Annotated in this window: 9 protein-coding genes and 2 tRNA genes; 9 read left to right on the plus strand and 2 right to left on the minus strand. The window is 61.4% G+C overall.

Annotated features, from left to right (window positions below; translation table 11 throughout):
• A partial coding sequence (locus AC1RNA_RS16500) for a P-II family nitrogen regulator (RefSeq protein WP_492951862.1) occupies positions 1-132 on the minus strand: 132 nt, incomplete at its 3' end.
• Positions 133-423: 291 nt separating this feature from the next.
• On the opposite strand from AC1RNA_RS16500, the gene AC1RNA_RS16505 reads away from it, so the two are divergent.
• Entirely contained in the window at positions 424-1,923 is a 1,500-nt protein-coding gene (locus AC1RNA_RS16505; RefSeq protein ID WP_492951789.1) for an NAD(P)H-hydrate dehydratase, read from the plus strand.
• Here the strand turns inward: AC1RNA_RS16505 and AC1RNA_RS16510 are convergent.
• Positions 1,920-3,068 carry a multicopper oxidase domain-containing protein gene (locus AC1RNA_RS16510; RefSeq protein WP_492951790.1) on the minus strand — a complete coding sequence of 383 codons (1,149 nt, stop codon included), beginning with the start codon at positions 3,066-3,068 and terminating at the stop codon, positions 1,920-1,922. The genes AC1RNA_RS16505 and AC1RNA_RS16510 overlap by 4 nt on opposite strands.
• A 323-nt stretch (positions 3,069-3,391) precedes the next feature.
• Between AC1RNA_RS16510 and AC1RNA_RS16515 the strand changes: the two genes are divergently transcribed.
• The 8 genes from AC1RNA_RS16515 to AC1RNA_RS16550 all read left to right on the plus strand — a co-directional run bounded on the left by AC1RNA_RS16515 (position 3,392) and on the right by AC1RNA_RS16550 (position 11,984).
• Positions 3,392-3,476 (plus strand) — tRNA-Leu (locus tag AC1RNA_RS16515).
• Between the two features lie 191 nt (positions 3,477-3,667).
• A complete protein-coding gene (gene tig / locus AC1RNA_RS16520) occupies positions 3,668-5,026 on the plus strand; it encodes a trigger factor (RefSeq protein WP_492951791.1) in 1,359 nt (452 codons plus the stop codon).
• Between the two features lie 225 nt (positions 5,027-5,251).
• Positions 5,252-5,884, plus strand: a complete 633-nt coding sequence (locus AC1RNA_RS16525; RefSeq protein ID WP_009340794.1) for an ATP-dependent Clp protease proteolytic subunit — start codon at positions 5,252-5,254, stop codon at positions 5,882-5,884.
• A 379-nt stretch (positions 5,885-6,263) separates the two neighbouring features.
• A complete protein-coding gene (clpX, locus tag AC1RNA_RS16530; protein WP_009340793.1) occupies positions 6,264-7,538 on the plus strand; it encodes an ATP-dependent Clp protease ATP-binding subunit ClpX in 1,275 nt (424 codons plus the stop codon).
• Between the two features lie 318 nt (positions 7,539-7,856).
• Positions 7,857-10,280, plus strand: coding sequence for an endopeptidase La (lon, locus tag AC1RNA_RS16535; RefSeq protein WP_492951792.1), 2,424 nt, complete (start codon positions 7,857-7,859; stop codon positions 10,278-10,280).
• Between the two features lie 481 nt (positions 10,281-10,761).
• Positions 10,762-10,838, plus strand: a tRNA-Val gene (locus tag AC1RNA_RS16540).
• Between the two features lie 171 nt (positions 10,839-11,009).
• On the plus strand, positions 11,010-11,702 hold the full coding sequence (locus AC1RNA_RS16545) for a glycosyltransferase (protein WP_492951793.1): 693 nt from the start codon (positions 11,010-11,012) through the stop codon (positions 11,700-11,702).
• Positions 11,703-11,732: 30 nt separating this feature from the next.
• The gene (locus tag AC1RNA_RS16550; protein WP_492951794.1) at positions 11,733-11,984 is read left to right on the plus strand and encodes a hypothetical protein; all 252 of its coding nucleotides are present in this window, start codon (positions 11,733-11,735) and stop codon (positions 11,982-11,984) included.
• Positions 11,985-12,026 lie beyond the last annotated feature (42 nt).

Here is a 12,026-nt window from a genome sequence, read left to right on the forward strand (position 1 = left end):
TTCGGCGTGGCCTTTCTGGCGGCCGAAGCCCTTGGCCTCGGTCACGGTGATGCCTTGAAGGCCGACTTCCTGAAGGGCTTCCTTCACCTCATCGAGCTTGAACGGCTTGATGATCGCCTCGATTTTTTTCACCTGCACGCCTCCGGCATTTCAGACTGGCGCCGCTGATGCGGCGCGGATCGTTCGGGGCCGTTTGGCGGCCTCGTTCGTTGGCCCCTTAAAAGCAGACTCCGTGCCAACTGGCGCGGCTGTCGATTGTATTGGATTATCAAACTGTTAATCTCTTCTCTGCGAGCGTCGTTGGAGCTTTTGGCTAAGTCTGTGGCGTCAAAATATGCAACTGCACAATTTTAAGGCAGGCAATCTGCCGCCGCTTTGGGCGGACATGCCTTCAAGACAGGCGGTATTGGGCGAGGGCTGGTCATGGAACTCCTGAGCGTGGCCGAAATGACTTGTGCTGATGCGCTTGCGGTAAAGGACGGCGGGGACAGCTTCGCGCTGATGCAGCGGGCGGGGCAGGCCGTGGCCGCTGCCGCGCAGGTGCTCGCACCTTCCGGAGACATCGTGGTAGTGGCTGGACGCGGTAACAATGGCGGCGACGGTTTCATTGCCGCCGCCGATCTCGCCGCGCGCGGCCGCAACGTCGCCGTGGCTTTGCTTTGCAACCCGGAGACACTGACGGGCGACGCGGCTCGTGCTGCGAAAGAGTGGCATGGTCCACTGCTGCCGTTCGTACCCCGATCGCTCGGCAAGCCCGCGCTCGTTATCGACGCGCTGTTCGGCGCGGGACTCGACCGTGAAGTCAAAGACGAGCCGCGCGCGATGATTGAGGCGATCAACGCCAGCGGCGCATTGGTGCTTGCGGTCGATCTGCCGAGCGGCGTTAACGGCAACAGCGGCGAGGCGATGGGCGTTGCGGTCCAGGCCACCCGCACGGTGACGTTCTTCCGTAAAAAGCCTGGCCATCTCCTGCTGCCCGGCCGTCTGCATTGCGGGAAGGTGAGTGTCGCCGACATCGGCATTCCGCCGCGCGTGCTCGATGTCATTCATCCGAAAACCTTCGAGAACGATCCCGCGTGGTGGCGAGGCCATTTTCCCGTCCCAGGCATCGCCGGTCACAAATACGGACGCGGTCATGCGGTGGTGATGTCGGGCGGCATGGCGGAAACGGGTGCCGCGCGGCTTGCGGCGCGCGCGGCGTTGCGCGCGGGCGCGGGACTCGTCACGGTCGCCTCACCGCGCGATGCGTTGGCGGTGAACGCGGCTGCGCTCACCTCCGTGATGGTGCGCGAGATCGGCACGGCGGTCGACTTCGCAAGCTACCTCGAGGATGCCCGGCTCAATGCTTGCGTGATCGGTCCCGGTGCGGGCATCGGCTTGCGCACGCGCGACATGGTGCTTACGGCGCTGTCAGGGCCGCGCGCCGTGGTACTCGATGCCGATGCGCTGACGAGTTTTGCCGACATGCCGCAGACGCTGTTCGACGCCATCGCGGCGCAGCCCGGCGTGCAGGCCGTGCTGACGCCGCATGAAGGCGAGTTCGCGCGGCTGTTTGCATCGCTCGCGAACAAGGATCATCCGCTTTCGAAACTGGAGCGTGCGCGCCTCGCGGCGCGCGAATCGAATGCGGTGGTGCTGATCAAGGGCGCGGACACGGTGGTGGCTGCGCCCGACGGGCGGGCGTCGATTGCGGAGAATGCGCCGCCATGGCTCGCGACCGCAGGTGCGGGCGACGTGCTCTCGGGAATGATTGGCGGGATGCTGGCGCAGCGTGTGAGCGCGTTCGAGGCGGCATCCATCGCGGTGTGGATGCACGGCGAAGCCGCGCGCATGTTCGGCCCCGGCCTGATCGCGGAAGATCTCGCGGACGTACTGCCGAATGTGTTTCGCGATCTCTATCGGCGGTTTGACGTCAACCTTTAGCCGACCTCATACCAGCGCAACCGTCGCGGCGAATTCCACTTGGTTCCCATGCATTGCATCAGCCACTTGCCGGGATGCGCGGCGTTGAACGCGATGCTTTGCGTCTGGCCGGGGTTGAATGCGAGCGTATCCAGCCAGTACGGCTTCCAGCCGTCGTCGAGGCGGTCGAGCACCCTGAAATGATGGCCGTGCAGGCGGAACGTCGCGGCGGATCCGCCGGGCGGATTGGTGATCGTAAGCACCACGGTGCGGTTAACGGTGGTGTGGAAAACGGGAGGCAGCGCCGGGTCGAACGCGATCGCGGGAAGCCACTGTCCCCGTTCGAGCGCCAGATCGATACGCTGGGCATTCTTCAGGTCGATTTGCGACGGCGGAGGTGAAGGTGTCGCCGGCGGAGGCAGAGGGGCCGCGCGCGGGGGCGACGAGAACGATGTGACGACATGGCTGATCGGTATCGGCTTGGTGCCGTCGTGCAGCAGGATTTCGTTGCGCGTGCCGACCGGCTGCGTCGCATCGAGCAGGGCATCGACCCGGCTTCCGGGTGCGAGCACGATCTGGCCATCGCGTGCGACGAATGATTCAGCCGGCTGACTGTCGACGGAGACGACGGTAATGACGCAGTCGACAAATTTCAGGGCGATGACGCTGCGCTGGCAGCCATTGACCAGCCGCAGGCGAACGCGCTCGTTGGGGCGCACGGTGATGTCGTGGATGACCCTGCGGTTGATCGTATACAGCGAGGCAACGCTTCCGCTGTCGCGGCCCGCAACCTGCGCCACGCCGTCCGTGCCGATCTTCCAGTCCTCGATCAGCAACACTTCGTCGCGGTCGGCGCCGAAGGTCTCATCGCCTTCGACAACCAGCACGCGCGGCAGGGCCGGGCGGTCGTCGTCGCCGGACAGGAGTCTCGGGTCGATCAGGAAAGTTCCGGGTTTGGACGGCAGTTCGCATGTGGCGGTGCCGCCGCGCGGGGCGAGGGGGGCATGTTCCAGCAGCGGCTCGAGGCTAGCGGGCCCGTCGAGGCCGTGAAAAGCCATGGCCACCGGCTGGGCAGTGTCGTTGGTGAAAACGATCTGGGGCGGGGTGTTCCCCGAAAAACGTGTGTAGGGGAGACCGTCGCCCAACTGCCAGACCGGCGTGGCCATTCCCTCGGTGTGCAGGTACAGCGATTGCTGCCCGAACCGCAAAAGGGCCGGGCTTCCAGGCTTGCGCGCAGGGAGGGTCTGAGCCCGCCCGGATGTCATCAGGGCAGGGCTTATCGCAGCCCCTGCAAGGGCTCCCAGAAAGCGGCGGCGCGGACGCGAAAACGATAAGAATTTCATGGCCGATGGGGACCATTTTCAGAGGCGGGAGTAAACCCGCAGGGGCTGCGGCGGATAGCGCTTTTTTTCTTGCCGCGATTGGCCGGCACCATGTTATAAGCCCGCCGCTCGCGGCTGTGCCGGGACACTAAACTATTGTGTGCTGCGCGCTCGTGGCGGAACTGGTAGACGCGCTGGGTTTAGGTTCCAGTGTCGAAAGATGTGGGGGTTCGAGTCCCTCCGAGCGCACCAACCGCCATTCGCGCCGCCAGGCAAGACGTGTTCATGCCCGCCATGACTGGACTTGAGCCGGACTTGGCGGCCTTGGCAACTGAGAGACGTGGTACTGAAGTATTTGGACTTTTCATGATGCGGCCTTGCGCGGCATCCCAACAACGACAACAGCCGATATTGGATCGGCAAGCCGGAAGAAGATTGACGCTATGCAGGTGAATGAAACCCTCTCCGAGGGACTTAAGCACGAATTCCAGATCAGCATTCCGGCCGCGGAAATCGATGCCAAGGTGAATGAACGCCTCGCCGGCATGAAGGACAAGGTCCGTATCAACGGCTTCCGCCCCGGCAAGGTGCCGGTCGCGCACCTCAAGAAGGTCTACGGCAAGTCGGTTGCGGCCGAGACCCTCGAGGAGACCATCCGCGAGACCAACCAGAAGATCTTCACTGATCGCGGCTTCCGCCTGGCCAACGAGGCCAAGGTGACGATGCCGACCGATCAGGCCGAGATCGAGGGCATTCTCGATGGCAAGAAGGACCTGAATTATTCGGTCGCCATCGAAGTCGTGCCGCCGATCGCGCTGGCCGATTTCAAGACCTTCAAGGTCGAGAAGCAAGTTGCCGAAGTCACCGACGCTGATCTCAACGATGCGCTCAAGCGCGTCGCCGATCAGAGCCGTCCCTATGCGGCCAAGGCCGAAGGCGCGAAGGCCGAGAAGGACGACCGCGTCACGGTGTCCTTCAAGGGCACCATCGACGGGGTGGCATTCGATGGCGGCACTGGCAGCGACATTCCGGTCGTGCTCGGCTCGAACTCCTTCATTCCGGGCTTCGAGGATCAGCTCATCGGCATCGGCGCGGGCGAGACCCGCACCCTGAAGGTGCAGTTCCCGAAGAACTACGGCGCGGCCAATCTCGCCGGCAAGGATGCCGAGTTCGAGACCACGGCGTCGCTCATCGAAGCGCCGCAGGACGCCAAGATCGACGACGAGTTCGCCAAGACCCTTGGCCTCGAGTCGCTCGACAAGCTCAAGGAAGCGATGCGCGAGCGTCTGACGCAGGAGTTCGCCGGTGCGACGCGCCAGCGGCTAAAGCGCAAACTGCTCGACCGTCTCGACGAGACCCACAAGTTCGATCCGCCGGAGTCGCTCGTCAACGACGAGTTCGACCTGATGTGGAACTCGATCAAGGCGGAAATGGACTCCTCCGGCAAGACGTTCGCCGACGAGGACACCACCGAGGAGAAGGCGAAGGAAGAGTATCGCAAGATCGCGGACCGCCGCGTGCGCCTCGGCCTCGTGCTCTCGGAGATCGGCGACAAGAACAAGATCACCGTTACCGACGACGAGGTGAGCCGCGCCGTGATCGAGCGCGCCCGCCAGATGCCGGGCCGCGAGAAGGAAGTCTGGGACTATTATCGCAGCAATCCGGGCGCCGTCGCGCAGCTCCGCGCGCCGATCTTCGAGGACAAGGTGGTCGATTTCATTCTTGAGCTTGCGCAGGTCACCGAGAAGAAGGTTTCCCGCGAGGAACTGCTCAAGGAAGAAGACGACAAGACCGCGGCCTGATCGCGCATCTGAACGGTCATTCCGGATCGCCCCCGCGCAGACGGGGGCGATCCTCTTTTATTAACGCCCGGTGGGGTTCTTTTGTTAACCTCACCCTCGGTGAGTGCTTCGTTTCGCCCGCCGAATCGGCTTGAACATCTCTTGCCGGGGAGCAATCCTCGCTTATCTTGGCGGGTACCGGCGTGCCGGCCATTTAACGAATTTTCCGAAAACCCCAGGTGACCAATGCGCGATCCGGTTGAAACCTACATGAACCTTGTGCCGATGGTGGTCGAGCAGACCAACCGCGGCGAGCGGGCCTACGACATTTTCTCCCGCCTGCTTAAAGAGCGCATCATCTTCCTCACCGGGCCGGTGGAAGACGGCATGTCGACGCTGGTCGTCGCGCAGCTGCTGTTCCTCGAAGCCGAGAATCCGAAAAAGGAAATCTCGATGTACATCAATTCGCCGGGCGGCGTGGTGACGTCGGGCCTAGCGATCTACGACACCATGCAGTTCATCCGTCCGCCGGTTTCCACGCTATGCACGGGGCAGGCCGCTTCGATGGGCTCGCTGCTGCTCGCCGCCGGCGAGAAGGACATGCGCTTCTCGCTGCCGAACTCGCGCATCATGGTTCACCAGCCGTCGGGCGGTTTCCAGGGTCAGGCGACGGACATCATGCTTCACGCGCAGGAAATCCTGAATCTGAAGAAGCGGTTGAACGAGATCTACGTCAAGCACACCGGGCAGGATTACAAGACGATCGAGGATGCGCTGGAGCGCGACAACTTCCTCACCGCCGACAAGGCCAAGGACTTCGGCATCGTCGACAAGGTGATCGACAAGCGGCCGGAAGATCCGGTAGCGAAAGCTGCCTGATAGGGTTGCCTCTTAAGGTGGTTTCTCAAGGCTGGTTTGGGCGATTCTGCCTGCCATAGCAGTTGGGGACCAGTGGCCCCCAACGGTCCCGGTTTCTCGTGTCATTCCCGCAACGCCGGGGTGAAATCACGGTTTGGCGGTCGTGAAATCGCGACAAATCGGGCTAGACTCGGCAAATCACCCTTCCGGGGATTAGTGAATTCTTGATCCTCGGGTGCCAGCATGGTTCGCTGGCAGAGTGAGCCAGGTTTGAATCGGGATTCGGGTAGGGTCACGATTCGGGCATATCTCGAATGCAACGTCTTTTCAGTACGCGTTTTGTTCCTATCTCCAGCAGAGAACGGGACAGCCGGACGGAAAGCGGAAGACGGAGACAGGAATGAGCAAGGTCGGTACGGGCGACTCGAAGAACACTCTCTATTGCTCATTCTGCGGAAAGAGCCAGCACGAGGTCCGCAAGCTGATCGCGGGCCCGACCGTGTTTATCTGCGATGAGTGCGTCGAACTGTGCATGGACATCATCCGCGAGGAGAACAAGTCCTCGCTCGTGAAGTCGCGTGACGGAATCCCGACGCCGAAGGAAATCTGCAAGGTGCTCGACGATTACGTCATCGGGCAGAACCATGCGAAGAAGGTGCTCTCGGTCGCGGTGCACAACCACTACAAGCGGCTGAACCACCAGACCAAGCACAACGACGTCGAACTCGCGAAGTCGAACATTCTGCTGATCGGTCCCACCGGTTCGGGCAAGACGCTGCTCGCGCAGACGCTCGCTCGTATCCTCGACGTGCCGTTCACGATGGCCGACGCGACGACGCTGACCGAAGCCGGTTACGTCGGTGAGGATGTCGAGAATATCATCCTGAAGCTGCTGCAGGCCGCTGACTATAACGTTGAGCGCGCGCAGCGCGGCATCGTCTACATCGACGAAATCGACAAGATTTCGCGCAAGTCGGACAATCCCTCGATCACCCGCGATGTCTCGGGCGAGGGCGTGCAGCAGGCGCTTCTGAAGATCATGGAAGGCACGGTCGCTTCCGTTCCGCCGCAGGGCGGACGCAAGCATCCGCAGCAGGAGTTCCTGCAGGTGGATACGACCAATATCCTGTTCATCTGTGGTGGCGCGTTCTCAGGGCTCGAGAAGATCATCTCCTCGCGCGGGCGCACCACCTCGATTGGCTTCGCGGCCAGCGTGCTCGCGCCGGAAGATCGCCGCACTGGCGAAATCTTCCGCGAGGTCGAGCCGGAAGATCTGTTGAAGTACGGCCTCATTCCCGAGTTCGTCGGCCGTCTGCCCGTGGTGGCGACGCTGGAAGACCTCGACGAGGCTTCGCTGAAGAAGATCCTGGTTGAGCCGAAGAACGCGCTGGTGAAGCAGTACCAGCGCCTTTTCGAGATGGAGAACATCGAACTGACCTTCGCCGACGAGGCTTTGGGCGCGGTCGCGCGCAAGGCCATCGAGCGCAAAACCGGCGCGCGCGGGTTGCGGTCCATTCTGGAAAGCATCCTGCTCGAGACGATGTTCGATCTTCCGGGTCTGGAAGGCGTCGAGGAGGTCGTGATCTCCCGCGAAGTGGTGGAGGCGACCGCGCGGCCGCTCTACATCTACGCGGATCGTACCGACCGGGCAGGCGAGACCAGCGCAAGCGCTTAAGTTTCGCTTCCGGAACCCGACATATTCAAGCGGCCGCTGGTTTCCGGCGGCCGTTTTTGATTCGTGTCAAACGTAAAAAAGCCCGTTGTGGCTGGGGTTTGCCAGCCGCTTGACACCCCCGTGGGGGATAGCCACCTAATGGGCTGCAGCGAAGCCTGCTTGAAGGCAGATTCGCCGCAAATACTGCCCGGAGGGAAAGGCCGCCATGTGCGGATGGCTCATTCGAGCCCTTTGTTTTCCGGCACCTCTGCACCTTGTTGCGGTTGCATCGCGCGATGGACTGCGTGCAAGGGGGCGCAATGAAAAGGAAGTAAAGGCATGACTGCCTCGACCAAGCCTCGTCCCACCATCGTCGCCGGTGAAAGCCATCAATATCCGGTCCTGCCGCTGCGCGACATCGTTGTCTTCCCGCACATGATCGTGCCGCTCTTCGTCGGCCGCGAGAAATCCATTCGCGCGCTTGAAGACGTGATGAAGAACGACGCGCTGATTTTGCTGGCGACGCAGAAGAATGCTTCCGACGACGATCCTGCGGCGGATTCGATCTATGAGATCGGCACGCTCGCAAGTGTGCTGCAACTCCTCAAGCTGCCCGATGGCACCGTGAAGGTGCTGGTCGAGGGCCTGGAGCGTGCGCGCGTCACCAAATATTCCGATCGCACCGATTACTATGAAGCGGAAGCTGTCGCGCTCGCCGACACCGACGCCACCAGCGTCGAGGCGGAAGCGCTCGGCCGCTCGGTCGTGTCCGACTTCGAGAGCTATGTGAAGCTGAACAAGAAGATCTCCGCCGAAGTGGTGGGCGTCGTTCAGCAGATCACCGATTTCGCCAAGCTCGCCGACACGGTTGCCTCGCATCTTGCGGTCAAGATCGCGGACCGGCAGGACATTCTGGAAACGCTGTCCGTCTCCCAGCGCCTGGAAAAGGTGCTCGGCCTGATGGAGAGCGAGATTTCCGTGTTGCAGGTCGAGAAGAAGATCCGCTCGCGCGTCAAGCGCCAGATGGAGAAGACCCAGCGCGAGTACTACCTCAACGAGCAGATGAAGGCGATCCAGAAGGAACTCGGCGACGACGAAGGTCGCGACGAGTTGGCGGATCTGGAAGAGAAGATCGCCAAGACCAAGCTCTCGAAGGAAGCTCGCGAGAAGGCGCAGCATGAACTGAAGAAGCTGCGGCAGATGTCTCCGATGTCCGCCGAAGCCACCGTCGTGCGCAACTATCTCGATTGGCTGCTGTCGATTCCGTGGGGCAAGAAGTCCAAGGTCAAGAAGGACCTCGGTGCCGCGCAGGAAATCCTCGATGCCGATCACTACGGGCTTGAGAAGGTCAAGGACCGCATCGTCGAGTATCTCGCCGTGCAGTCGCGCGCTAACAAGCTGACCGGCCCGATCCTGTGTCTCGTCGGCCCTCCGGGCGTCGGCAAGACCTCGCTCGGCAAGTCGATCGCGAAGGCGACCGGCCGTGAGTTCGTGCGCGTGTCGCTCGGCGGCGTGCGGGACGAAGCGGAAATCCGCGGTCACCGCCGCACCTATATCGGCTCGATGCCCGGCAAGATCATCCAGTCGATGCGGAAGGCGAAGACTTCGAATCCGCTGTTCCTGCTCGACGAGATCGACAAGATGGGTGCGGACTTCCGTGGCGATCCGTCTTCGGCGCTGCTGGAGGTGCTCGACCCCGAGCAGAACGGCACGTTCAACGACCACTATCTCGAGGTCGATTACGATCTGTCCAACGTGATGTTCATCACGACCGCGAATACGCTGAATATTCCCGGCCCGCTGATGGACCGCATGGAGGTGATCCGCATCGCCGGCTACACCGAGAACGAGAAGGTCGAGATCGCGCGCAAGCATCTGATCCCGACCGCGATCTCCAAGCACGGCTTATCGTCGAAGGAGTTCTCGATCGACGATGCGGCGTTGCTTCTGATGATCCGGCGTTACACCCGCGAGGCGGGCGTGCGTAACCTTGAGCGCGAGCTGTCCACGCTGGCGCGCAAGGCGGTCAAGGAATTGATGCTCTCGAGCAAGAAATCGATCAAGGTGACGGAAGCCGTGGTCGAGGAAATGCTCGGCGTGCCGAAATTCCGCTACGGCGAGATCGAGAACGAGGATCAGGTTGGCGTCGTCACGGGCCTTGCATGGACCGATGTTGGCGGCGAGTTGCTCACCATCGAAAGTGTCATGATGCCCGGCAAGGGCCGCATGACGGTGACGGGCAATTTGCGCGACGTGATGAAGGAATCGATCTCGGCGGCGGCATCCTATGTCCGCTCGCGGGCGATCAATTACGGCATCGAGCCGCCTCTGTTCGAGAAGCGGGACATCCACGTTCACGTTCCGGAAGGCGCGACGCCGAAGGATGGCCCGTCGGCAGGCGTGGCGATGGCAACCACCATCGTCTCGGTGCTGACCGGCATTCCGATCCGGCACGATGTCGCCATGACCGGCGAGATCACGCTGCGCGGCCGGGTGCTCCCGATTGGCGGCCTGAAGGAGAAGCTGCTCGCGGCGGGCCGTGGCGGCATCAAGACGGTCTTCATTCCCGAAGACAACGCCAAGGACCTCACCGAGATTTCCGACGCCATCAAGGGCGGCATGGAGATCATTCCGGTGAGCCGGATGGATGAAGTGCTGGCCAAGGCGCTGGTACGGGCTCCGACGCCCATCGTCTGGGAGGAGGACACCGCGGTGCCGCCTCCACAGGATGGGGCTGACGAAGCTGGCCTGACGGCTCACTGAACGCCGACAACGACCAATGAGACCAGCGGCGCCCCTCCGGGGCGCCGTTTTTTGTTGGATCAGATGGTTGGATATTCATGGATATGGATGACCTCGCCCCGCGAGTTCGCTAGAATCAAGCTTTAAGGATTGAGGGAAACAAATGATCCGCAACTGCTTGCTGGGTTTGGCGCTCGCATTGTCGGCCGGTCTTTTTGCTCAGCCGGCCTCGGCCCAATATTACGGGAGACCGGGCTACGGGCCGGGGCCGGGATATGGCCCAGGTCCTGACTATCGCCGTGGTCCTGGCCGTGGCCAGTTTTGCGCCAACGAAAATGAGGTGTGTGACGTTGGCGGCGTCGCGAATGTGCGTTATGGCGCGCGTGGCCGGTACATCGTGCGCCGGGTCCACGGCTCTATTCCTTGCATCAACCAGTACTTCGGCGGCGACCCCGCGCCCGGGATAGTCAAGCACTGCGTAATCGAATAAAGGAAAGGCGACGGGCGGCTAGCTCAGCTGGTTAGAGCATCTCGTTTACACCGAGAGGGTCGGGAGTTCGAATCTCTCGCCGCCTACCATTCGATTTCTGTGCTTTATTGAGTCGGTTCTTTGCATCGCGCCAAATATCGTGCTCCTGACACGCCGAAACGGCCGGGACGATAAACCGGCCAGTTGGTCTTGATCGAGGTTCAGGCGTGCAGAGCGATTTCCGGTCCAGCAGTCGACCCGCTTCGATTTCAGTCGCGGTGATGACTCATAATGAGATGCAGGAATTCAAGTGGCTGATGGCCGCGCTTGAGCCGGCACGGGCGATCATTGATGAAATCGTGGTCGTCGATGATTTTTCCGACGATGATTTTGTCGAAGCGATAAAATCATTCGAGAAGGATTGGCCGATCCGATTTTTCCAGCGCCGCCTGAACAACGATTTTGCCGCGCAGCGCAATTTTGCCATCGCGCAATGCCGCGGGCGGCTGATCCTGTTTCCGGATGCCGATGAACTTCCCAGCAAGCGAACCTTGATGGGATTGCCAAAGCTGCTCGCATGGATGGAAAGCCACGAGATCGATGCGTGTTACCTTCCACGCCTGAATGTCGTCGTGCCCGGCAATGATCTTATTGATCCTGCCCGCGCGCTGGATGACGCCACGCTCTATTCAAACTGGGAAGATCAGGTCCGGATTCTACGCAACCTGCCGAAGCTGAAGTTTGTCAGGCGGGTCCATGAGGTGCTGGCGGGTATCGACCGCGCCTATAAATTTCCCCACACCAAGGACTTCGCACTTCTTCACGCCAAGACATCGGTCCGCATTGAGCGGCAGCAGCGGTTCTATCGCTCTATCCGCTTGGCGACGACGTTCAGTAAGCACTGGAATTCCATCGCCAAGCGGACGTTTCGCATCGACCGCCAGAAGCTTGTCGAATCGGATCCGCCGATCTGAAAATGTGAAACCCCGCGATGGATTGATGACGTGATCGATTACAGGCTGATGATCGAGGCGGCGATGATCGTCGCCATCGCCAGCGGGATGCCGATTGCGGTGATCGCTGTGGCCGCCAGTACAGTCTGGAGAGACGGTTTCATCCTCTTCATTCCTTCTTATTTGCGCCAAGATTTAGCCGCGATTTGCGACGGCGCAACAAAGTCCGTTCGTCAAACTAACCGGATGAAGAGGGGCGAGTTCGCAATTGCGATGGTGAATTTAACGTTCGATTCACGCTGACGTGTCGGAACGATTTTCTTAGGGCCTGACGACGAGCGCGCG

The sequence above is a fragment of the Afipia sp. GW821-FHT14H12 genome, from assembly GCF_058803465.1.

Excerpts from the sequence above, each read along its gene's own strand:
- AC1RNA_RS16505 (WP_492951789.1), top strand. The coding sequence starts at position 424 with ATGGAACTCCTGAGCGTGGCCGAAATGACTTGTGCTGATGCGCTTGCG.
- AC1RNA_RS16510 (WP_492951790.1), bottom strand. The coding sequence starts at position 3,068 with ATGGCCACGCCGGTCTGGCAGTTGGGCGACGGTCTCCCCTACACACGT.
- tig (WP_492951791.1), top strand. The coding sequence starts at position 3,668 with ATGCAGGTGAATGAAACCCTCTCCGAGGGACTTAAGCACGAATTCCAG.
- AC1RNA_RS16525 (WP_009340794.1), top strand. The coding sequence starts at position 5,252 with ATGCGCGATCCGGTTGAAACCTACATGAACCTTGTGCCGATGGTGGTC.
- clpX (WP_009340793.1), top strand. The coding sequence starts at position 6,264 with ATGAGCAAGGTCGGTACGGGCGACTCGAAGAACACTCTCTATTGCTCA.
- lon (WP_492951792.1), top strand. The coding sequence starts at position 7,857 with ATGACTGCCTCGACCAAGCCTCGTCCCACCATCGTCGCCGGTGAAAGC.
- AC1RNA_RS16545 (WP_492951793.1), top strand. The coding sequence starts at position 11,010 with ATGACTCATAATGAGATGCAGGAATTCAAGTGGCTGATGGCCGCGCTT.